Source organism: Pseudoalteromonas sp. P1-25 (assembly GCF_001401805.1).
Classification (GTDB): domain Bacteria; phylum Pseudomonadota; class Gammaproteobacteria; order Enterobacterales; family Alteromonadaceae; genus Pseudoalteromonas.
The window spans coordinates 13496-37625 of sequence record NZ_LKDW01000033.1 but is presented as its reverse complement, the minus strand read 5'-3'; the positions used below and the strand labels follow the sequence as shown (position 1 = coordinate 37625).

Genomic DNA, 24130 nt, shown 5'->3' with positions numbered 1-24130 from the left:
ATTTAGGGCTTAATTCCATCTGGGTAAAAGTTAAATTTAGATAAGCTAACGTTATTAGAGCCGTTATTAAAGCATGTGCTATTAAGTATGATTTGATTGTTCGTTTGTAACAGCATTGACGTAAATTCATGCGTACCATCACATTGAACTGCTTGATAATAACCCCGCATATTTTCTCCAAATAAGGTATCGATAGTGCCATCAGCTAATATGCGTGCGATTAACCCTTTTGAATCACTCATACCGCTAAGGATAATATTACCATTAGTGTCAATTGCTGCATCGTTCACTTTTGTGTCAGCACTTGAAGCGAGTTCATATTGCCCTATACCACTCGTGGCAAAGCTTAAATCTTCGCTACCATCGGGTTGTAACTTAATAATCACTGCTAGGTTTGGCGTGGTGCCATCATTAGCTATTAAATAGAGGTTAGCCGCGTTATCGGCGAGTATTTTTGTTGCTCTGTTATTTATATCACTAAAGGAGCGGCTATCGGTATAGGTAAATATCTCGTTAGCATCATCGTCTATTTTTAGCATGGTTAATTGCGAGCTACTGCCAGATACTTGCTTACCTGCAATATATATATCTTTATTTGCGTCTATATAAAGCGTTTCAAAAAACTCATTTACGTTGCCATAGTAAGCACCGCTTGTACCAAAACTATTTTCTAATTTACCATCACTTTTTAACATGGTTGCAAACGAATTAGTAACACTCAAAGCATTAGTCGCTGTCCCTACAGCCACAATATAGCCACTGCTATCGATAGCAACATCAGCAAAGCTAATATCGGTATTTAAAATGTCTACAGTGGTATAAATTCCTTCGTCAGCAAAGTTTTTATCTAGGTAACCGTCTTGGTCCACTTTTGCTATAAAGCCTTCTTCATTTACACCGTTTATAAGTGTACCTGCAATAATAATACTACTATCGCTAAGCTCTTTTATTTTAATGGTTTTAAACGCAACATTAATATCTAGGGCTTTATTACCATCAAGACTAAAGCTGGTATCAATAACACCTGCATTAGTATAGCGAGTCAGCACTAACTTATTGTTAGTATTAAGTTGCGTTACAGACGCCGTTAAGTACTTATCTGCGTGCGTGCCAGTTTGTAATTGCAATACATCCATTGATAGATCATTCGAGCTAATACTTAGATCGTTTAAGCTTGTGTAGCCATCTATAGAAAAGTCGGTGTTTAAATTTGCATTACTCGTTATTGACGTTATGAAAGGCTCATTAGATGAATCGTTAAACCTGCCGGATAGCCATAGCGTGCCATTTTCATCAATAGTCGATGCATTAGCAGTTTGATGACTGATAACATTGGAAATAATATTTATGCCTGAATTGCCGTAACTAGTGTCTAGTGTGCCATCAGGTACAGAGACTCGCGCCGAAAATAGTTGCTCGTTGTGAGCATCATCAGTGGCTTCAATACCTGTAGTACCAGAGAGGATTATTTGATTGCTCAAAGGTGCGTACTTTACACCAGTAACTCGCGCACTGCCGTTACTTGAGCCCGAATTCCCATCAATATTGTAAATTGACATTTCTTCATTAATATCGCCAAAGCGATCAACTGAAATCATAACCGCTTCTTTTTCACCAGACGAGCGAGTAAAATATCCCCCTAAATAGGCAGTAAAATTAACCGCGTCTATACCACCAATGGCAAGTAGCTCATCGTCACCTTCTTCGTCCGATAAATCTAATATAAGCGCATCGCCTGAGTTAAAGCTGCCGTTATTATTGCCATCAGGAATAAGGTACCTAATGGTTGCATCTAAATCACCTTCTTCGCCTATGGCACTACCTACTACGAGTAAATCAGAGTTACCAAAGTTTTTAATAGCGTGTGATTCATCATCACGGTTTTCACCACTTACATCCACTATACCGGGGCTGCCTGATTCGTAAGCAAGCGTCGACACATCAAATTTAAGAAATAAACTGTCTTTGTCTGAGCCATTGATAGAGTAACCAACGCCTTGTATTTTATTATCGGTAAACTCAAGGTCATTTATTACAGATTCACTCCCAAGTGTTGTACATTTAGTACCGCTGTTAGCGTCACCAGAGTTAGTACTTATAATGCCTGTAGTACTCATTTTTAATAAACATGCTTCAGTTTCTGAGCCATTAAAGCTTGAATAACCTATAAATAACTCACCATTGCCAGAGATAATAGCGGTACCTTTTTCATCTTCACCCAGATCTATCGTTTTAAAGCCGCTGCTATTAAATGCAGTGTTTAAATCGCCCGTATTGGTATAAGAAACAACAATAATATCTGTATCTGTGTTGTTATTGTATCCCACAAAATAAAGGTTAGTGTTAAGCTCAATGCTATCGTTAAATTCACCATTTGAAAAAACGCTCGAAAGGTCTAGCTGTTCGCTAAGTGCTCGTCCAAATGTTTCATCCTCGACAGGAATTAGTGGATCTTCTTCATCTGTAATATTTACATTAATGGTTATTGTAGTCGTTTCATTTGGAGAGCCATTATCAGTAATATCGACATTCACTGTGTGTTGTGTCGCTGTTTCAAAATTAAAAGCGTTGCTACCGTTTACGGTTAATAATCCACTATTACTATCAATATTAAATAATGAGGTTTCGCCACCGCTTAAGCTAAAAGTGAGGCTGTTATTTTCAATGTCAGACGCTGTAATCGTACCAATTGTCTCTTCATCTATGGCATTTTCACCGATAGAAAAAGTTTGGTCTACTGCTGTTGGCGCATCGTTAATTGCTACTATTGTAATAGTCAAATTACCTTGCACCTCATCAGTGCCATCACTCAACGTGTAGGTAAGTGTTGCTATGCTTTCACTATTTAAGGCGGGGGTATATTTAATTTCATTATTTTCAACACTCGCTGTACCAATATCCGCTATAACGGCTGTTATAGTTAAGGTATCGGTTGCATCTGCATCGCTGTCATTGCTTATAACGTCAATTGTAGTTTCAGGGGCATCTTCATTTAAAGTCGCTGAATCAGGCTGTGCAACAGGTGCGTCATTCACAGGGGTTACGTTAATAGTTAATGTTCCAGGTGCTGTGTCTGTACCATCGCTCAGTGTATAATTTACGATCACTTGTCCATGAAAGTTAGTTTCTGGCGTGTATATAACGTTGTTGCCAGAGCTCGAAATACCGCCCACATTAGTACTTACGGAAGTAATAGAAAGTGTATCGTTTTCTGTATCAGTATCATTACTTAATACATTGATACTTGTTGCGGCGGCATCTTCTAAAATAGTGGCCGCGTCGGGGTTTGCCACCGGCGCATCATTTACAGGCGTAACCGTAATTGTTAATACGCCATTAGCCGTATCAGTGCCATCACTTAGGGTGTAATTTACTGTGGCTTGACCATTAAAATTGGCCTCTGGCGTGTAAATCACATCATTACCCGCGCTTGTTACTGTACCTGATGTGGCAGTAACAGCACTAATAGAAAGCGTATCGTTTTCTGCGTCTGTATCATTACTTAATACGTTTATGCTTGTTGCAGCGGCATCTTCTAAAATAGTGGCCGTATCGGGATTTGCCACTGGCGTATCGTTGATTGGTGTTACGGTTATAGTAAGTACGCCATTAGCGGTATCGGTGCCATCACTTAGGGTGTAATTTACTGTGGCTTGACCATTAAAATTGGCCTCTGGCGTGTAAATCACATCACTACCCGCGCTTGTTACTGTACCTGATGTAGTAGTGACGGCACTAATAGAAAGTGTATCGTTTTCTATATCAGTATCGTTACTCAATACATTGATGCTTGTTGCAGCGGCATCTTCTAAAATAGTGGCCGTGTCGGGATTTGCCACCGGCGCATCGTTCACGGGCGTAACCGTAATAGTTAATACGCCACTAGCGGTATCGGTGCCATCAGATAGGGAATAATTTATAACTGCTTGGCCGTTAAAGTCGGCCTCAGGGGTAAAAGCAAGATTGCTACCGGCCACTGTAACACTCCCTGTACTTGCGCTTGCGCTGCTAATAGAAAGCGAGTCGTTTTCTACATCTGTATCATTATTTAATACATCAATATTTGTTGTTACAGCATCTTCTAAAATAGTAGCCGTGTCGGGATTGGCTACTGGGGCATCGTTAACTGGTGTTACGGTTATAGTGAGCACGCCATTAGCTGTATCGGTGCCATCACTTAGGGTGTAGTTTACTGTGGCTTGTCCATTAAAATTAGCCTCTGGCGTGTATATCACATCACTACCTGCGCTTGTAACTGCACCTGATGTGGTCGTTAGCGCACTAATAGAAAGCGTATCGTTTTCTATATCTGTATCATTACTTAATACATTAATACTTGTTGCGGCGGCATCTTCTAAAATAGTCGCTGAGTCGGGGTTAGCAATAGGTGCATCGTTAACTGCCGTGACGGTTATTGTTAGCACGCCTTCGGCAGTCGTTGTGCCGTCGGTTAGCGTATAACTTACAACAGTTTGACCATTAAAATTTGCCTCGGGTGTGTAAAGCAGGTTACTGCCAGATACTGAAACTGCTCCCGTACTCGTGCTTGCTGTACTAATAGCAAGTGGATCGTTGTCTACATCGGTGTCGTTGCCAACAACATTAATACTTGTTGGCGCAGCATCTTCTAAAATAGTTGCGGTATCAGCGTTTGCTACGGGGGCATCATTAACTGGGGTAATCGTTATTGTGAGTATCCCAGAAGCACTTTGCGAACCGTCAGTTATTGTATAGTTTACTGTTGCAGTGCCATTATCGTTTTCATCAGGTATGTATTGAATTTGCGAATTTACAATTGAAACACTACCACTATCACTACTCACAGTAGAAAGCGTTAGAGTATCGCCATCTATGTCAGTATCGTTACTCAATACATCTATCAAAGTGGCAGAAGCATCTTCGGTAATGGTAACGCTATCGGCATTTACTATTGGTGCATCATTAACGGGTGAAATGGTTATTTCTAAAGTAGCGCTAGCTTCTCCTGCGCTATTATCGGAAATACTATACGTCACAATAGCAACACCGTTAGCGTTAGGCCCAGCACTGTACTGAATTTTATTATCTGCAATGCTCGCTGAGCCAAATTCGGTACTAACGCTTGTTATTGTTAAATTATCACCGTCTACATCGGTATCATTGGTAAGCACATCAACCAAAATTGGCGGCGCATCTTCTTGCATTGCAGCGCTATCTGCCATTGCTGTAGGCGCGTCATTAACGGGTGTAATAGTGATCGTTACTGTAGCGTTGCTTTGCACTGGCGTGCTATCGCTAAAACCATCAGAAATCGAATAGTTTAGTATTGCTTCACCAAAGTAATCAGGCTCGGGTGTATACTCAATTCTATTATTTACAATACGGACGGTACCTATTGTATTTGTAACATCGGTAAGAGTGAGTGTATCGCCGTTTGCATCGGTATCGTTTTCTAATACGTTTAGCAATGTGGCTGGGCTGTCTTCTAGTAAGGTGTAAAAATCATCATTCGCTTCAGCAGGCGAATTAGAACCCGTTTTATTTAATACAACCTGCGCTGTTGCAGTTAACCCTTGTTCATTGGAAACAGAATAGGTGAAACTATCAACATCTAAAGCGTCCGAATTAGGTTGATAAGAAAATGAACCATCAGCGTTGAGGGTTAAAATACCACTTTGTACGTTAACTACAGGCGTTGTATTAACAGTGAGATTACCAGGTTCTATGTTTACATCGTTTTTAAGTAAGCCATTCTCAGCTGAAACTACCAGTGTTTGGTTGTACTGAAACTGGTACTCATCTTTTTGGGCATTAGGGTTATCTGGTGTGCTATTTATAGTTAGTGTCGCGGTAGCCGTGGCAGTAGCACCTAACGTGTCGATTACTTGGTATTTAAATTCATCAATACCGTAGTAGTTTGCATCAGGTATATACGAAAAGCTACCGTCTGTAGCTAATTGTAATTGTCCGTGGGCGGGCGTTACACTGTATGTATCATCAATAATAAAAGTATCATTATTAGGGTCTGTGTCGTTGGCAAGTAACCCCTGGCTTGTATCAACTACAAGTGTGGTATCTTCATCTAAACTGTAACTGTCGTTTACGGCTGTAGGCGGGCTATTTTGATCCTGTGCATTAATAGTAACACTGGCAATTGCCTCTGCGCCTTGAGGGTCAACAATGCGGTACTGAAAACTATCCGCGCCTTGCATATTGGCGCTACCTATATACTCAAAACTACCATCTGAAGCAAGTGTAAGAGCGCCTTTACTCGGAAGGCTAACCGGTGTTGTATCTAAAGTAAGTTGATCTTGGTCTATATCGCTGTCGTTGCTTAATAAACCGGGCGCGGCAATTAATAACGTTCCGTCATCACTTATGTTGTACGTGTTATCAAGGGCTATGGGCGCATCATTTACAGCATTAATCGTTATTTCTACAATGCCGGTATCTATCATCCCAAGCTCATTAATTACTTGGTAGCTAAACGCATCGTTGCCATTAAAGTTGGCCCGTGGGGTATAAGTAAAATCACCACTTTCGCTAAGGGCAACACTGCCATGTTGAGGGTTAACCAAAGGGTTTGTATTTATGTAAAGAGTCCCTTGGTACTCATCAGTGTCATTAATTAGTACGTTACCTTGCAAGCTTTGATCTTCATTCACTAAAAATTGATCGTTAACGGCATTTGGTGCAAAGTTTAGCTCTCCACCTAGCGGTGCTACGTTAATTTTTTCTGCAAAGCCGCTTTCACCACTGCCATCTACACCGGTTATTAAAACCTGGTAGCTTTTATCTGCTAGCAGATCATCTACATTAAAGCTTGTTCCAGATATGCTTAAAAATTGTTGCCCATTCTCAAGTGTGTTTACATTACTTGTAGTTACACCTGCCTCGGTAGCTAAGTAAATATTGTAACGGTTTAAGTTATCGTTAGCTTGCCAAGATAAATTAATTGATTGACCATCTCGCTGTGCCGATATGCCTTCTATTTGGTAGGGTTGCCAATTAGTCGTTACTGCGTCTGCAAGTACCTGGTTGTTAAGGCTATCGGTAATCCATATCTCTAAGCGTAGGTCACCAGACTCAACGCCATAAAAGTAAGGGCTTAACCCTATAACTGACTGCTCAAAAGCTGTTCCACATGCTTGTGTACAAAGTGCTAGGCTTTTATTTACACTCGGCAGTACTAAATTTACTGCGCTAATGCCATCGGGGTCAGACACGCTAAGTAAAAAAGTGATATTGCCTTGTATAACTTCATTAACTTGTGAAAGAGTTATCGTAGCTTGTGAGTTGGCAACCGTTGTGCCTACAACCCCTCTGCTAGAGGCCACAGCACCCGACACCTGTGTTTTAGTAACAATAGAGTTACCGGCTATACCAGTAAGATTTATGGGTGTAGCAGAAGGGGTGGGTGTAACTTGTTCTACAGGTAGCTGTTCTGAGTTTTGTTGTGCTGTTTCATCAGAGCCCCCACACGCACTAAGCAAAAAAACCATTAAACCGAGCAAAAAAAGGTTCTTTGCTGTCATTCTACATACTCCAATAAATAGCTTTGTATTCAAATTACTTAAACTGAATACGAGTAAAAAAAATTGTTACCTAAAGTGCAGGTTACCTAAGGTTCTAGTCTAAAATCGCCGCCAGCGTTTACAGCAGGGTTGTTTATTTCACTCAGGCTAAAATCACCTGTGATGGTATCTATGTCATTCAAAAACACAGCATCAATTTGGCCTGTTGCTTTATTGTTATTGTGAGAAGCGAATGTAACGGCTAAATCCAGCTTGGTTAAATCGATTAAGCCGCTGTAAGCTGCGTACCAATTTCCCCCTGCATCATTAAAGCTGATTTCACCATCGGGTACTGTGCCGTTATCAAAATCGACTGACATAGACATAGAAAAGTCACTTACCTCGCCAAGGCTCGACGACACATCAAAACTGGTTGCTTGATAATTAAAAACACCTTGGCGCTGCGCGATTTGGTCAATTAAAGTTGCATCATTTACCGCCTGAAATTGCTGCTGTGCGTAAACATCAGTTACTGATATATCGGCATCTATAGTTTTTTCTGAAGTATTGTTTTGTACTATTGATTGCTGCTCTGTGGGTTGCTCAGCACTTGTGTCACCACTAATAGTATTTGTGTCATCACTTATGCTCGCTATGGTTTGTGTAAAAACAGCAGGTGCCTGTGTTGTTTTAATAACACGCCCTAATGAAGTGACCTGTGCAAAAGAAAAAGGCTCATTACTACCAAGAGATACAATGCTTTGATCTTCCAATGTTAAATCTATTGCGCCATCCCAAACAGCTACATACATGTCACCATCTACAAGCTGTAGCTCAAAATGAGTACCTCGAATACCAATTGATCCAACCGGTGTTTTTACGCTATACGCGCCACCATTTTTTTTAATAACACCCGAGATAGAACGCAGCCCGCCTTTTATTAGTTCAATAGAGGCAGAGCCTTGCTGAGTAGTTGGATTAAATTCATAGTTGGCAATATTTAGCTCAGAGTTTTCTTTTAGCGCAATTAAGCCACCATCAGACATTGAAAATTGTGCTTTGCTTTTTTCACCCGTTGTTATTTTATCAACATCATATACCGTATCGCGTCGCTTTAGGGTTCGCTGTTGGGCGGATTCGGCATCTGTAGCCAGTACAGCGCCTCGGGCTAAAATAGTTTTTCCTGCCACTGTGGTGCTTGCTTGAGAATAAAAACTCACGCAAAGTAAGGTGGATAATACCGGAATTAAATGTTTCATAAGTACCTTAATCAGAATGAGTAACTTGCGCTTAAATTGGTATCAAAGCGATCGTATTCGAACAACGAAATATCACTGGTTTTGTCTTGGTAGTTCAATGCTAATTGCACTGCTAAACTTTTATTAACTGAGTAGCGTAATGAGCTCGAAAGTATCAATAAATTATCACTTCGCTCTTGAAGAAATAGCGGGTGTTTATCCTGATGTTCAATCCATTGATACCCTGTTTGCGCAGAGACTTGCCAATGTTGGCTAAGTAATGCGTTTATTTGATAGTAAACCCCACTAATGTGCCTTGCATTAAATTCACCTTCATCAATGTTAGCGCTTTCATTTTTAAAGTTTGCGCTTACACTTTGATACCACTTTTTAGACAGGTAACTTGCACCTACATTAAGAGTATAAAAAGTGTTATCTAACTTATCATCAAATGTATTATTCATAAGGCCAACTGATAATGCGCCAAATACACTTAATTGTTTATTGAATTGGTAACTAGCGCCACTTGTTAGTGATGTTTCAGTTCTGTATAGCTCACCATCTAGTAGTAAAGGTGTAATACCGACTTGCAAATACCAAAGGGTGTTATTATTTAACGCCTGTTGGTATCGACCTGAAACATTGGTATTTACGCGGTCATATTCAGATAGCTCATTAAATTTGTACCAATCGGTGTTTACACCTAAAGCAAAAGCGCTATGTTGGTCTATAGGGTAAAAGTAACGGCCTTTATAATTTAGCTTTATATAATTATCGTCGCTGCTTTTGCTTTTTGGCGATAGTAAAAATTCGCCCAAGTTAGGGATTAAAATTGTATCCTCAGAAGTGCCTGCATTCACGTTACCATCTACACCATATGCAATCTCAATGCTTTGATCATAAGTACGCTCAGTTAAGCGCTGCTTACGCTGCGATGCTTCTAATAAAGAATGAGCCGCTTTTTTCACAGCTTCAGGTGAAGTGGCTGTATTAATTATTAGCGTAGCTTGAGCGTTAGCCGCAGGTAAATTATTGGCTGCAATATAAGATTTTACTAAATATAAACGTGCTTCATACCACTGTGGTTTTGCCTCAATGACTCGCTCAAATGCAAATACTGCAGGGGCCGAAAGATTAGAATTTAGCGCCGAAACCCCAAGCAAGTAGTCAAAATCGGGCTCGCCCAAATATATATAGTGCTTTTGACTAATTTTGTATGCTTCGTCAAATTGCTTTTGCGAAATTAAATATTTAAGTTCACCAAGTAGCTTTACATAGGAAATATTATTTTGAGCTTTTGCATTCAAACTTACAAAAGAAAGGTAACCAAGTAATAAAATAAAAATAGCGTGTTTGATCATGCTCGTTAGAATATCCCAAGAAGAAGTGGTGGTTTGCTAATACTAAATGCTATTAAACCTTAATAAGGTAGCACTTTCTGTTTATATGTAAAGTATATTGGTTCATTATTGTGCGATTGTAAACAGAAGCTAAGTTAGTATTTGATAAAGTGAAATATTCGGTAAAGCAGGATGGGTGAATAAATTTAAATTGAAAAACTAATGGGAGATAAATCAGGAACAAAAGGAGAAAAGTGGGGCGATTGACGGGGCTTGAACCCGCGACAACCGGAATCACAATCCGGGGCTCTACCAACTGAGCTACAACCGCCACTACACACCTCGTTTGGTGTGGCGCGCATAATACATAAAATAATAAATGTTGTGAAGCCTAAAACTAAAAAAAATCAAAAAAAATCAATATTTCATAAATTTACTTCGTTATCAGTAAAGGTTCATAAAGAGTATGTACTCTATGCGCGGGCTAAAAGTGGCTTAAAAAAACACTAAAACAACAACTTGCTAATTATAATTTACTATTTAATGAGAATAAAATGTAAATTAATGTATAATTACGTGCGGGAAATTGCTTAATAAAAACTATTTGGAGTTACTATGGATTCAATACTTACCTGGCTAAACGAAAACTCAGGTTTAATTTTACACTACGGCATTCAAGCTGTTATAGCGTTAGTTATCTTTTTACTTGGTAGCCGCATTGCTAAGTTTTGTGCTGGCTTAACAGAAAAAGCGTTCGATAAAAAGAAAGTAGATAAAGCGGTAGGCTCGTTTGTATCGAGTATAGTTTACGCTATTGTATTTGCTGCGACTATTTTAATGGCGCTTTCGCAAATAGGCATCGAAACTACGTCGTTCATTGCTATTTTAGGTGCTGCTGGTTTAGCAGTTGGTTTAGCGCTTCAAGGTTCGCTGTCTAACTTTGCATCAGGCGTACTTATTATATTGCTTCGCCCATTCAAATCTGGTGAGTTTGTTGAAGCCGGCGGTAAAATGGGCACAGTTAAAAAAATAGAAATATTTTCTACAGAACTACGTACTCCAGATAACAAAGTTATAATCGTGCCAAACTCACAAATTATGTCGGGCGCTATTACTAACTTCTCTCGTGAGTCTACCCGCCGTATCGATTTAGTTATTGGTGTAAGTTACGAAGCCGACTTACGAAAAACAAAAGAAGTATTACAGTCAGTACTTGACGCAGAGTCTCGTTTACTTAAAGATCCTGCTTACACTGTTGCAGTTTCTGAACTGGCAGACTCAAGCGTCAACTTTATTGTCCGTCCTTGGGTAAACTCAGGCGATTACTGGCCGACTTACTGGTCATTATTAGAGAACATTAAAATTGCATTAGATGATGCAGATATTGCAATTCCATATCCGCAAATGGATGTACATTTACACAAGCAAGACTAATTCTAAGTACTAAATAGGTTATTTTTAATGAAATTAAAGCTTTTAACACTTTTAGTTGCAGCCTCTGCTGCAACTAACGCATTCGCAGAAGACGCTGAGAAAAAAACGTGGGAAGTAACAAGTGAGCTTGGTGCTATCGTCACGAGCGGTAACACTGAAACTACAACGTTAAAAGGCGGTTTAAAGGTATTACATCACCTAGAAAACTGGAACAACGAGTACAAAATCGACGGCATCTATAAAGAAGATGAAGTTGAAGATGACAACGGTGATAAAGAAAAGCAACGCACCAACGAAAAGTACTCAGCGTCTGCTCAAGGTAATTACAAGTTAAATGAAGAAAACTCTCATTTATTCATTTATGGTTCACACGTTTCAGACTATTTTGGCGCGTATAGAACTGAATCTGTAATTTCTGCAGGTTACGGCTTACGTTTAGTCGACCAGCCAGATATGTGGTTAAGTGCTGAGTTTGGTCCGGGTTACAAATTTTTTGAATACTCAGATGACAGCACCCAAGTTGACGACGATGGTAACCTACTTGCAGGTGAAAGCGACAGTGAAGTAATTGCTTTAGGTAAATTAGACTATAACTGGCAAATTTCAGACAACGCACGTTTTACTCAACTTGTATCGGTTGAGTACGGTGATTCAAACACCAAAACGCGTTCTGAGACGGCGCTGCTAACTAAAATAAATGGCTCGCTACAAATGAAAGTCGCTTTTAATGTTACCAACAACTCAGATGTTGCTGATGACGAAGAAAGTACAGATACAGAGACGTCATTAACGTTAGTATATAGTTTTTAACCAAAGAAACGTATTTAATGACAGTTAAGTGACAAAAGGGACGAAAGTCCCTTTTTTATTTGTTTAGATTTAATGTATTATAGCCACCAATTTTGGTTGTAGACCTAGGGATATACCTACTCGTGAAAGTTTTTATACAATTTTTTAGTGCTTTTATTCTACTTTGTAGTTTTAGTACCATGGCTTTTACGCCAACAGCCTCGCAAATTGAGCAATTTAAAAAATTGCCAAAAGCTCAGCAAGAAGCCCTAGCTAAGCAATACGGTGTTGATATTTCTACCATCACCGGTGCTAACCAGTCAAATGATGAAAACTCAAATGAGCAGAAGTCAACTATCGGCGAACGCGAAGAAAAAGAACAAGAAGACTTAACCGACGAAGAGCGCTTTAAGCCCAAAACAGAAGAATTAAAGCCTTATGGCTACGAGCTTTTTGCAGGTGAACCTACAACGTTTATGCCAAGCGAAAATGCTGCCGTACCGGACACCTATATAGTAGGCCCAGGCGATCAACTAAAAATTAACTTTTATGGAAAAGAAAGTGACAGCTTTGATGTAACAGTTGACCGCGAAGGGCGCATTAGCATTCCCGATTTAAGCCCTGTAGAGGTAGCAGGCTTAACGTTTGCCGAAATAAAAGAACTCATAAAAGTAAAAGTTGAACAAGAAGTGATAGGGGTGAAAGCCTTTGTATCACTTGGTCAACTACGTAGCATGCGTATTCTTGTACTAGGTGAAGCCTACAAACCAGGTAGCTACAGCGTATCGTCTTTAACAACCGTGTCACATGCTCTGTTTGTAAGTGGTGGTGTGTCTGAAATTGCGTCACTGCGTAATATACAAGTAAAGCGCGCTGGTAAAACAGTAGCTAACTTCGACCTTTACGATTTACTAATCAATGGCGATAGCAGTAACGACATAGTATTAAAGCCTGGTGATGTTGTTTTTGTGCCACCTGTAGGGGCACAAGTTACTGTAGATGGCTTAGTTAAACGCCCAGCAATATTTGAACTTAAAAAAGGCGAGACGGCCAATCAATTACTCTCAATGGCAGGGGGTTTAAAAGCAGGTGCGTATGCTAAAAATGTTGTGGTAGAGCGTTTCAACTTTGATCGCAAAGAAGTACTGTCAATAGATTTCACTAAGCCACAAATTAACTACATTCCGCAAGATGGCGACCGCGTACACTTTAACTCTGTAAGCTCACAATATCAAAATTCTATAAGCCTAATTGGTGCTGTAGCGCGCCCAGGTAATTATCAGTGGTATCAAGGTAAGCGTATTTCGGATGTTTTAAAATCAGTACGTGGTGACCTGCTTCCACAAGCAGATTTAAGCTACGGCTTAGTAATTCGCGAAATTAATATAAATGGTGATATAGAAGCGCATCAGTTTGATGTAGCACAAGCCATAATTAAAAACCCAGAAAATAACTTAACGTTAAAAGCAAACGATAAAATTATTGTATTCAGCCGCTTTGAAGAAAAAGAAGCTGAAAAATCAGCACTTGCTAATATGGCCCTAAGCCAAGAGCAGCAAGAACAGCAGCTAAAAGCTGAGCAATGGCATACATACCAGCAAAAAGAGTTTGAAAAATATATTGGTATAAATCAAGAAGAAGAGGAATTTATTTTTGAAGAAAATAAAGCCCTTACACTCGCTGAAATGTCAAAACGCAAAGCTAAAGAAGAAGCTGAACTTGAATTAAAACCAGAAGATTATGCTTTATTTAGCCGCCATAATTTACTCGCGCCACTTATTGCTAAATTTAAGCAACAGGCTTCTGTCGATCAGGCTATTCAGCTAGTAGAAATTAGCGGCAATGTTACATTCCCGGGTGTTTACCCGCTAATGGTGGGCGGTGAAGTACGTGATTTGGTCACCGCGGCAGGCGGCTTACTAGAATCTGCTTACGTAAAACAAGCCGAAATTACACGTATTGTAGCGAGCGACGCCTCTAAAATAGAACACTTACGTTTAGACCTTGAAAGTGCAATGCGTGGTGATGCACAAAGCAATATTACACTACAAAGTAAAGACAGTATTAACGTATTCGCTATACCCAATTGGCAAGAAAACGTAAAAGTAGAACTTAAAGGTGAGCTTAGATTCCCTGGTACCTACACAATACGCCGCGGCGAAACACTGACAGAGCTACTTGAACGCGCTGGCGGCTTCTCTGAGTTTGCAGAGCAAAAAGCAGCAATATTTACTCGTGCGTCTATAAAAGAGCAAGAGCAGCAACAACTAGCCCGTTTATCAACTGAGCTACGCCGCGACATAGCATCAAAAAGCTTCCAAAACTCAGTAAGTAGTAATTCACTTTCGTATGATGAAATGAATAAGCTATTAAATGATTTAGCAAGCGTTGAAGCGGTAGGGCGATTAGTTATCGACTTACCACTCATAGTTGAAAATAAGCAAAACTTAGTCCTGCAAAATGGTGATGTTTTATACGTGCCAAGTAAACGTGACTCAATTAGTGTAATAGGTGAAGTTAACTACTCAACATCACACTTATATAAAGCTGGGGTTACCTTAGAAGACTATATTGGCTTAAGTGGTGGACTTAAAGATCGTGCTGATGAAGATAGCATTTACATAATCAAAGCAAATGGTTCAGTTAAAATTCCTTCTCGAGGAGGTTGGTTTGCAGCAAATGATCCTACTGAGCTAGAAGCTGGCGATACTATTGTAATACCGATGGATGCAAGCCATATGGATAAGCTTACTCTATGGAGTACTGCAACACAAATAGTATACCAATTAGGTGTTGCTGTTGCTGCGATTAGCAATATTTAAAATATAAACTTACTTATTAAGCAAAGAAAGTAAGCTAAAAATAATTATTGCTTTATGTATATAGAATAAAAAGTGGAACTAGATTAACTATATGAAAACAGATTTGAGAACACAAAGCTCCGAGTTAGAGCAAAACAGATACCCACCTGTTGATGATGAAATAGACCTAGGTGAACTGCTATCTGTTATTTGGCGCGGCAAGTGGGTGATCGCGGCAATAACATTTCTGTTTGTTTTGTTCTCGATTATCTTTGCTTTAAAACAGCCAAATTTATACAGATCAGAAGTATTATTAGCACCTGCGGAGGCAAAAAACAATGGCGGCCTATCTGCTTTAGCTGGCCAGTTCGGTGGTTTAGCAAGCTTAGCAGGAGTAAATATTGGTGGGCAAAGCACTAACAAAACACAGCTCGCTCTTGAAGTTTTGAAGTCTAGAAAGTTCGTATCAAGTTTTATTGAAAAACATAATATTTTACCAGATTTAATGGCAGTGAAATCGTGGGAGCTAAATAAAGGTGTCAGTTATGATCCAGAAGTTTACGATAGCAATTCAAAAACATGGCTGAGGGAAGTTGAGGCTCCACTTACATCGAAACCATCAGAGCAAGAAGCTTATAAAATTTTTAGTGACTTAATTTCAATAAAAACGAATAAAGAAACGGCAATGATAACTTTATCTATTGTTCACCAATCTCCTTTGATTGCTAAGCAATGGGTCAACTGGCTGGTCGAAGATATTAACAAAGAAATGAAAGATAGGGACGTAGTGGAGGCACAAAAAAGTGCTGACTTTCTTTCTAAGCAATTAGAAGATACTAAAATTGCTGATATACGAATTATTCTTTATAAATTAATTGAAGAGCAAGCAAAAACAATTATGTTTGCTAGTGTTCGTGATGAATATGCCTTTAAAACGATTGATCCAGCACTTGTTCCAGAAGTTAGAGACAGCCCAAAGCGTACCTTAATCGTAATTTTAGGCTTCGCATTAGGGATAGTTTTTAGTTGTATGGTCGTTATTCTCAAGCACTATATTAGGATTAAAGATTAAAATAAGTTTACTTCTGTTTGTTTTACAGTCAATTTGATTAATCAATTAACTATATAAGCGACTAAAGTAATACTGTTTTAATCGAATAAAATTATTATTCGATTGAATTAACTTACTTAACTTCTTTACACAAAGTAACAAGACCCTAGCATTTTGAAGCATGTGAAGTCTACTTATTTCCACAAAGCTTATTAACAGCTCAGTAAAAATGGTTATTACTACATAGGATTAATGTGAAAATACTTATAACGGGTGGAGCAGGCTTTATAGGCTCAGCTGTAATACGCCATATCGTAGAAAATACTAAAGACTCAGTGATTAATCTCGATAAATTAACTTATGCTGGGAATTTAGAATCATTAAAATTAGTTGAAAATGATAGTCGTTACATATTCGAACAAGTTGATATATGCAATCGCGCAGAGCTCGATCGGGTTTTCAATTCTCATAAACCAAACGCAGTAATGCATTTGGCTGCAGAAAGTCATGTTGACCGTTCAATCACAGGGCCAGCCGAATTTATACAAACGAATATTGTAGGCACTTACAATTTATTAGAAGCGGCTCGTGAATACTGGAATACATTAAATGATGATGATAAAAAATCGTTTAGGTTTCACCATATTTCAACTGATGAGGTATATGGCGATCTTCCACACCCTGATGAACAAGAAGGTGAACTTCCATTATTTACTGAGGGAACTTCTTACGCACCAAGTAGCCCTTATTCGGCAAGTAAAGCGTCGAGTGATCATTTAGTTCGAGCATGGCTGCGTACGTATGGCTTTCCGACCATTGTCACTAACTGTTCAAACAACTATGGTCCTTACCACTTCCCTGAAAAACTAATACCTTTGGTTATACTTAATGCCCTAGAAGGTAAAGACTTGCCTATTTATGGTAAAGGCGACCAAATACGTGATTGGTTATACGTAGAAGACCATGCTCGTGCCTTGTATAAAGTAGTCACCGAAGGTGTGGTTGGTGAAACCTACAACATAGGTGGCCACAATGAAAAACAGAATATCGAAGTTGTACAAACTATTTGCAGTATATTAGATACATTAGTCCCTAAAGCAACTAAATATGCTGATCAAATTACTTATGTAACTGATCGCCCAGGTCATGATAGGCGCTATGCGATTGACTCATCAAAAATGAGTAAAGAACTTAATTGGGAACCTGTAGAGACATTTGAAACAGGGCTACGTAAAACAATCGAGTGGTACTTATCAAATCAGCAATGGTGCAAAAACGTTCAAGACGGATCGTATCAGCGCGAACGTCTTGGCGAGTTATAAAAAGGAGCTATGTAATGAAAGGAATAATTTTAGCGGGTGGTTCAGGTACTCGCCTATACCCAATTACCATGGGTGTGTCTAAGCAGTTGCTTCCTATTTATGATAAACCAATGATTTATTACCCGCTTTCGGTGTTAATGCTCGCTGGTATCAAAGAAATTTTAATCATAACCACAGATGAAGATTTAGACTCTTTTAAGCGCTTATTAGGGGATGGCTCACAATTTGGCATAGAGCTTAATTATACAGTTCAACCTAGTCCTGATGGACTTGCACAGGCTTTTATTTTAGGTGAAGAGTTCATCGGTGAAGACGATGTTTGCTTAGTACTAGGCGATAATATTTTCTATGGGGAAGGCTTTACACCTAAATTGAAAAACGCCGTCGAAAATGCAAAGAATGGGTTAGGTGCTACGGTGTTTGGGTATCAAGTGAAAGATCCCGAGCGCTTTGGAGTTGTCGAATTTAGCAGAAACAAAAAAGCAATCTCCATAGAGGAAAAACCCTTAGAACCTAAATCTAACTTTGCTGTAACTGGTTTATATTTTTATGATAATACTGTAGTTGAACTGGCTAAAAAGGTCGAGCCTTCTCAACGAGGTGAGCTAGAGATCACTTGCCTAAATGAAATGTATTTGAACCAAAATAAGTTAAATGTTGAACGCTTAGGCCGAGGTTTTGCATGGTTAGATACAGGAACACATGAAAGTTTACTCGAAGCGGCTCAATTCGTTGAAACTATCGAAAAAAGGCAAGGTTACAAAATAGCGTGTTTAGAAGAAATAGCTTTCAACAATGGCTGGTTAAGTAAGGAACAAATTAAAGAGCGTGCCGAATTGTTTAAAAAAAATAGTTATGGCCATTATTTAAGTGTTTTAACTGAATAATAAGAATACATTCTTTCGGCTATATACTTTTTAAAGTATTTATTAGCACTTTAGCAGTAAAAAGTTTACTTGGAATAAACTATGAAAATTATGATATTGGGTGCAGGGATATATCAAGTTCCTCTAATAAAAAAAGTTAAGGAGTTAGGGTATATTGCTATTGTAGTGTCTCCAGTAGGAAACTATCCGGGACTTGAAATTGCAGACTATATTGTAGATTCAGATACTAGAGATAAAGAGGCCATTTTAGCAGCTGCCGTTAAGTACGGGATTGATGGAATTCTTACCACTGGGACTGATGTCGCTGTTCCATCAATAGGTTATGTCGTCGACAAACTGAATTTGCCTGGTACTGGATTTTTAGCTTCTCAAAGAAGTATGGATAAAGCTCTCATGAAAAAATGCTTTATCAGCCACAACGTTAAAACAGCTCATTATAAAGAAGTTTATACTATCGCAGAGGCAAAAAATGAAGCCAACACTATAGGCTACCCTGTAATGGTAAAGGCTATCGACTCTTCGGGTAGTAGAGGTATTACAAAGGTTGAAAGTATAGCCGAGATAGAATCGGCTTTTAATGAGGCCTTAGCAGTTTCCCAGTCAACAAAGGTTATTGTTGAACAATTTATTGAAGGCTATGAGATTGGTGCACAGGCACTAATTTGCGGCGATAAGGTTGATAAAGTTTTTATTCACAATGATGAAGTAACCCAACCTCCCATCAGTGTTCCTATAGGGCACTCATTACCAGTTACATTATCGAGCAATGTTATTACTCAGTGCGAAGAAGTTATAAAATTAGCTGTTAAAGCAATTGGTTTACAAAATACAGTTGCTAATGTGGATCTAATGGTAAGTGGTAATGAGGTTTATATTTTAGAAATAGGCGCTAGGATGGGGGCCACATGTTTACCAGAGAATATTTCTCTTTACCAAGGAATTGATATTTACGAGTACTTAATAGCGCTAGCAACTGCTAACTCATTGCCTATTCAAAAAAGAACTTCTAGGCAGGCTAATGCATCATTATTAATTTTCTCAGAAAAAAAAGGTATTGTTGAAAGCATAAATATACCCTCTAGGGTCAAAAACCATCCTATGTTAGTCGAGTTGAAACTTGATGTAACTGAAGGTGATCAAGTAAATGCATTTAAGGTGGGCCCCGATAGATTAGGGCATTTAATTGTTGTATCTGACACCAGTGCTGAAGCCGAAGCATTAGCAAAAGAATTAGTATCTTCTATAGAGCTAGTTGTAAAATGAGCAGTCATGCTAGAGTAGTTGAAAGCTTAACACATGAAAGTGTTAAGCTTTACAATAGTGTTACTGTAATTAAGTCACAATTGAGTGAAAACGTAAGTGTAGGAGACTTTTCTAAAGTAGCTAGTTCTAAGCTCTTTACCGCTGTTAAAATAGATAGGAACAACCATATTGATGGTTCCAAAATTGGGTCCTACAGTTACACTGGGCGCAACACTTTGATTCTATATTCAGTCATTGGTAGTTACACAAGTATTTCGTGGAATGTATCTATTGGTGGGGCAAACCATGATTACTCTCGTGTTACTCAGCATTCTTTTCTTTACAATCCTGCAGATGATATACGCCCGGTATCTGAACCAGTAGCTTATGACCGCTATAAAAGTCAGGTCAAAATAGGCAGTGATGTTTGGATTGCGGCAGGGGCAGTTATCACTAGGGGAGTTACAGTTGGAGATGGTGCTGTAATAGGTGCAAATGCAGTTGTAACTAAAGATGTCCCACCATATGCAATTGTTGCAGGTAGTCCTGCAAGAGTAATAAAATACCGCTTTTCTCAAGAGATTATTGAGATACTTCTTGAATTAAAGTGGTGGGACTGGTCTGTAGATAAAATACAAAAGAACTATTCAATAATTTCCCAAGCACCAGATATTGAAAAATTAAAAAGTATACTTAAGGCACAACAATGATTGAGTTTAACAAGACTCCCTATACTGGCAATGAAGAACAGTACGTACTAGATGCTATGAAAGCAGGTAAGCTATCTGGCGATGGTAAATTTACAAAACTTTGCCACGCTTGGTTTGTTGATGATTTAGAATGCAGTAAAGCACTGTTGACTCCTTCATGCACGCACGCTTTAGAGATGGCTGCTATTTTAATTGATACTCAGCCTGGTGACGAAATTATAATGCCAAGTTATACATTTGTTAGCACTGCAAATGCTTTTTTGTTACGGGGCGCTAAGATCGTTTTTGTCGATATTAGGCCTGATACTATGAACATTGATGAGTCTTTGATAGAAGCAGCTATAACAAGTAAAACTAAAGCAATAGTACCTGTTCATTACGCTGGTGTAGCGTGTGAAATGGATACAATTTTAGCCTTGGCAAAACAGCATGGGCTCTATGTAATAGAAGACGCCGCACAAGGAGTAAGATCTTATTATAAAGGTAAGCCGCTTGGGACTTTAGGTGATATTGGAGCATTTAGTTTCCATGATACTAAAAACTATACAAGTGGCGGTGAAGGAGGATTATTAATTATCAATAACTCCAAATTCGCTGAAAGAGCAGAAATAATAAGGGAAAAAGGAACGAATAGAAGTAAATTTATTCGTGGAGCAGTAGATAAGTATACTTGGGTCGATATAGGCAGTAGCTTCTTACCTAGCGATTTGCAAGCAGCATACTTATGGGGGCAATTAGAAAGAGCAGATGAAATAAACCATGCACGTTTGAAGTCATGGCAAGTATATTATGAAGCATTTAAAGACCTAAAAAGTGAACATAATGTCGAATTACCTCATATACCTGCTGAATGTGAGCACAACGCACATATGTTCTACCTTAAGCTTGCAAATATTAATATACGAAACCAATTTATTGATTTTTTGAAAACTCGTAACATCTCTTCAGCTTTTCATTATGTACCATTGCATAGCTCGCCGGCGGGAAATCAAGCGAGTGTATTTAGTGGCAGTGATGTATTCACCACAAAAGAGAGTGAAAGATTAGTTCGTTTACCTATTTTTTATGGTATTTCGCCATATGAACAGGCTCAAGTTATTAGTGCTGTATCGGAGTTTTTTGCTTGAACTTAAAGAAAGTCTTGCATTTTGCTATTGGCCCTATAGCAGCTGCAGGTTTAGGTCTGATTACACTTCCATTTGTAGCGTGGTTTTTTTCTGTAGAAGATGTCGGGAAATTAACAATGATGCAAGTTGTGTTAAGCCTATCCGTATCCTTTTTTAGCTTAGCAATGCACCAAGCTTATGTTAGAGAGTACCATGAAGAGGAAGATAAAGCAGCCTTGTTCAGAGTAAGCGTGCTTCCTGGTTTAGTGCTATTATCGCTCACAGCTATAGTTTTTTTAGTTGCACCATTCTCATTATCAGCACTTTTATTCGGAATTGAATCTAAGTTACTAACTGGTTTATTAATAATAGGTGTTTTTGCAAGCTTCTTGATTAACTTCTTGTCACACTTATTGAGAATGGAAGAAAGGGGCTTGGCGTTTTCAGCAACAAAAATCGCACCTAAACTCTTTTTCGTATTTTTTATAGCCTTAATTATGAGCTTTAGTCTATCAGCTAACTTTACTACTTTAATGCAAATGAATACCTACGCCATATTATTTTCATTGTTAATTTTTTTATTCATAACAAAGAAAACTTGGTTCAGTGCATTAAAAAGTCATACAGATCTCATTTTATTAAAGAAAACGTTGTTATTCAGCCTTCCTTTAGTTGCAGGGGGACTGGCTTACTGGGGGTTAACAACAATGGACCGCTTCTTTTTAAGGGGAATGGTTGGTTTCGAAGAACTTGGTGTATATGCGCTAGCTGCTTCTTTAGCGGGAGCGGTGTCAGTAATCTCAACCGTTTTTTCTAATCTATGGCACCCGACTTTATATAAATGGGTTAAACAAGGGGTTAGCAATAGTAAGATTCAAGCAGTAACAGAAAGTATATTATTATTAGTGTGCTTAATTTGGTCACTTGTAGGCATACTCTCTTTTATTGTTCCCTATTTTCTACCTAGTGAATACAAGGCAATTGAATATTTAATAGTAGCGTGTGTATCTATGCCTTTATTCTATATGTTGTCACAAACTACCGGGGTCGGTATTGGCATTAAGCGTAAGTCTTCATATGCAATGCTAGCATCTTTAATAGCATTTTTATCGAATGCAATTTTAAACTATTTTTTAATTCCTATATATGGCGCTGCTGGTGCTGCATTAGCAACTGTTATTTCTTTCTTTATTTTTTTCCTGATTAGAACAGAAGCAAGTGCGATAACATGGCAATCACTTCCACGCTTGAAGATTTATATAGCACTAACCATGTACACGGTAGCAACCTGTATATGTTTGTTAACCCAAGGTAATTTGCCATATTTTAACATTGTTTGGGGCGGCTTATTTGTTGTTGTAAGCGTTACTTTTTATCAAAGAATTGAAACAAGCTTACAAACAATTAAGCAATATCTAAAAAGAAGAGATTAAATGTTATTTATTTATAGTTCATTGTCGGTTGGCGGAATCGAAACTTTTTTTGTGCGTATGGCAAAAGAAAGAGCCCGTCTAGGGCTAAAAACCTCAATCTTACTTTTATCGGAGCCTAAACAAAGTAATCATGAATTACTTTCTGAAGCTAAGTTATACGCAAGTGTATATTTTGCGAAAGATATTTTTGTATTCCAGCCGACTTTAAGTTCACGTCTATCAATTATCGCGCCATTAAATAAAAATAAATTAAAAGTCATAATGGAAGGCGTTGATCAAATTCACGGTTTCGATGCTATGCAGCTACTCTTTGGCGAAAGGCTTGCCCGGTTAATGGATAAAAAAATACCTATCACAGTGGGCTTTTACCATTACATTAAGTATTTATGGGGCGGTAATAAAGTGGCGCTGCATGAACGTATAAATCGAAAATTTATTTTCGATTATCTACCGGAACAATCTCTGCTGTTTTTCTCCCCTGGGAGTAGAGATTTGTATGCAAAAACTAGAAATAAGTCATTTAAAAGGTCGAATACATTTAGTCTAGGAGTGGTTGATAAAAAAGATGTTCATTTATCTAGTGATATAAGTAAACCATTAAAATTGGTTGCTATTGGTAGATTGGTGGAGTTTAAAACCTATAACTTTTACATGATTCAAGTTATAAAAAATTTAGTTAATAAAGGCTACAATATTGAGTTTGATATTTATGGAAATGGCCCGCTATACGATGAATTAAAAGAAAAAATACTGAAATTTGAAGTTTCTAACTCTATAAAATTAAAAGGAACATTGGATTATTCAAAGTTTGATGAGGTGGTTAGTAATAGCGATATGTTTATTGGGGATGGTACAGCGATAGTGCAAGCAGCTGCTCTCGGTATCCCCTCTATTGTAGGTGTCCAAAATTTTGTTGAACCCAAAACTTATGGCTACTTTTGTGATGTTTACATGCATCAATATACACGCAAGGGCCTAGATTTACCTCTATTCTCTGTCGAAAAAATGATTGCCGACTATATCGATATGCCTACAAAGTTAAGGCTAGATTTAAAAACTAAACATGTAAATTGCATTGAGCAGTTTACAAATGAATCATGTCAACAGTCACTAGATAGTTTAAAAAGTATCGAAATGCCTACACGCAATTTTAAGTACAATCGCTTTATATATTTACTCTCAAGAACAGCTGACAGGTTTAATATGAAATATAACAAAAAGCATCCAAGAAGGACGCAATTTGAAGATTTTAGAGCATTAAATGAAAAGTGATTTTAATTTAGA

Annotated in this window: 14 protein-coding genes and 1 tRNA gene; 11 read left to right on the top strand and 4 right to left on the bottom strand. The window is 38.4% G+C overall.

Annotated elements, in window-relative coordinates; genetic code table 11:
* Window positions 1–2: 2 nt before the first annotated feature.
* From AN393_RS16590 to AN393_RS16575, 4 genes are all read right to left on the bottom strand, one after another.
* Window positions 3–7514 (bottom strand): Ig-like domain-containing protein, encoded by a 7512-nt coding sequence (locus AN393_RS16590; protein ID WP_055018673.1) that lies wholly within the window; start codon window positions 7512–7514, stop codon window positions 3–5.
* 86 nt (window positions 7515–7600) lie between these two features.
* Window positions 7601–8752 carry a FecR domain-containing protein gene (locus tag AN393_RS16585; protein ID WP_055018672.1) on the bottom strand — a complete coding sequence of 384 codons (1152 nt, stop codon included), beginning with the start codon at window positions 8750–8752 and terminating at the stop codon, window positions 7601–7603.
* 11 nt (window positions 8753–8763) lie between these two features.
* Entirely contained in the window at window positions 8764–10092 is a 1329-nt protein-coding gene (locus tag AN393_RS16580; protein WP_055018671.1) for a hypothetical protein, read from the bottom strand.
* Window positions 10093–10326: 234 nt separating this feature from the next.
* A tRNA-His gene (locus AN393_RS16575) sits at window positions 10327–10402 on the bottom strand.
* Window positions 10403–10686: 284 nt separating this feature from the next.
* Between AN393_RS16575 and AN393_RS16570 the strand changes: the two genes are divergently transcribed.
* The 11 genes from AN393_RS16570 to AN393_RS16520 all read left to right on the top strand — a co-directional run bounded on the left by AN393_RS16570 (window position 10687) and on the right by AN393_RS16520 (window position 24118).
* Window positions 10687–11505, top strand: coding sequence for a mechanosensitive ion channel family protein (locus AN393_RS16570; protein ID WP_055016622.1), 819 nt, complete (start codon window positions 10687–10689; stop codon window positions 11503–11505).
* A 27-nt stretch (window positions 11506–11532) separates the two neighbouring features.
* The gene (locus AN393_RS16565) at window positions 11533–12315 is read left to right on the top strand and encodes a YdiY family protein (protein ID WP_055018670.1); all 783 of its coding nucleotides are present in this window, start codon (window positions 11533–11535) and stop codon (window positions 12313–12315) included.
* Between the two features lie 122 nt (window positions 12316–12437).
* A complete protein-coding gene (locus AN393_RS16560) occupies window positions 12438–15116 on the top strand; it encodes an SLBB domain-containing protein (RefSeq protein ID WP_055018669.1) in 2679 nt (892 codons plus the stop codon).
* Between the two features lie 91 nt (window positions 15117–15207).
* Window positions 15208–16167, top strand: a complete 960-nt coding sequence (locus AN393_RS16555; RefSeq protein WP_055018668.1) for a Wzz/FepE/Etk N-terminal domain-containing protein — start codon at window positions 15208–15210, stop codon at window positions 16165–16167.
* A gap of 233 nt (window positions 16168–16400) precedes the next feature.
* Complete coding sequence (rfbB, locus tag AN393_RS16550) at window positions 16401–17468, top strand: dTDP-glucose 4,6-dehydratase (protein ID WP_055018667.1); 1068 nt, start codon at window positions 16401–16403, stop codon at window positions 17466–17468.
* A 14-nt stretch (window positions 17469–17482) separates the two neighbouring features.
* Window positions 17483–18355: a glucose-1-phosphate thymidylyltransferase RfbA gene (gene rfbA, locus AN393_RS16545; protein WP_055018666.1), complete on the top strand. Its 873-nt coding sequence runs from the start codon at window positions 17483–17485 to the stop codon at window positions 18353–18355.
* A gap of 81 nt (window positions 18356–18436) precedes the next feature.
* Entirely contained in the window at window positions 18437–19618 is a 1182-nt protein-coding gene (locus AN393_RS16540; protein WP_055018665.1) for an ATP-grasp domain-containing protein, read from the top strand.
* On the top strand, window positions 19615–20307 hold the full coding sequence (locus AN393_RS20745; protein WP_082422772.1) for a CatB-related O-acetyltransferase: 693 nt from the start codon (window positions 19615–19617) through the stop codon (window positions 20305–20307). Before AN393_RS16540 ends, AN393_RS20745 begins: the two co-directional genes overlap by 4 nt.
* A complete protein-coding gene (gene rffA / locus AN393_RS16530) occupies window positions 20304–21434 on the top strand; it encodes a dTDP-4-amino-4,6-dideoxygalactose transaminase (RefSeq protein ID WP_055018664.1) in 1131 nt (376 codons plus the stop codon). The genes AN393_RS20745 and rffA overlap by 4 nt, the downstream gene beginning before the upstream one ends.
* Window positions 21431–22846 (top strand): lipopolysaccharide biosynthesis protein, encoded by a 1416-nt coding sequence (locus AN393_RS16525; RefSeq protein WP_055018663.1) that lies wholly within the window; start codon window positions 21431–21433, stop codon window positions 22844–22846. Before rffA ends, AN393_RS16525 begins: the two co-directional genes overlap by 4 nt.
* Complete coding sequence (locus AN393_RS16520) at window positions 22847–24118, top strand: glycosyltransferase (RefSeq protein WP_055018662.1); 1272 nt, start codon at window positions 22847–22849, stop codon at window positions 24116–24118. It abuts the gene before it with no gap.
* Window positions 24119–24130 lie beyond the last annotated feature (12 nt).

Bases quoted from the DNA above. Each gene is read 5' to 3' on its own strand.
- AN393_RS16570 (WP_055016622.1), top strand. From the start codon at position 10,687: ATGGATTCAATACTTACCTGGCTAAACGAAAACTCAGGTTTAATTTTA.
- AN393_RS16585 (WP_055018672.1), bottom strand. From the start codon at position 8,752: ATGAAACATTTAATTCCGGTATTATCCACCTTACTTTGCGTGAGTTTT.
- AN393_RS16580 (WP_055018671.1), bottom strand. From the start codon at position 10,092: ATGATCAAACACGCTATTTTTATTTTATTACTTGGTTACCTTTCTTTT.
- rfbA (WP_055018666.1), top strand. From the start codon at position 17,483: ATGAAAGGAATAATTTTAGCGGGTGGTTCAGGTACTCGCCTATACCCA.
- AN393_RS20745 (WP_082422772.1), top strand. From the start codon at position 19,615: ATGAGCAGTCATGCTAGAGTAGTTGAAAGCTTAACACATGAAAGTGTT.
- AN393_RS16520 (WP_055018662.1), top strand. From the start codon at position 22,847: ATGTTATTTATTTATAGTTCATTGTCGGTTGGCGGAATCGAAACTTTT.
- rffA (WP_055018664.1), top strand. From the start codon at position 20,304: ATGATTGAGTTTAACAAGACTCCCTATACTGGCAATGAAGAACAGTAC.
- AN393_RS16540 (WP_055018665.1), top strand. From the start codon at position 18,437: ATGAAAATTATGATATTGGGTGCAGGGATATATCAAGTTCCTCTAATA.
- AN393_RS16590 (WP_055018673.1), bottom strand. From the start codon at position 7,514: ATGACAGCAAAGAACCTTTTTTTGCTCGGTTTAATGGTTTTTTTGCTT.
- AN393_RS16555 (WP_055018668.1), top strand. From the start codon at position 15,208: ATGAAAACAGATTTGAGAACACAAAGCTCCGAGTTAGAGCAAAACAGA.
- AN393_RS16565 (WP_055018670.1), top strand. From the start codon at position 11,533: ATGAAATTAAAGCTTTTAACACTTTTAGTTGCAGCCTCTGCTGCAACT.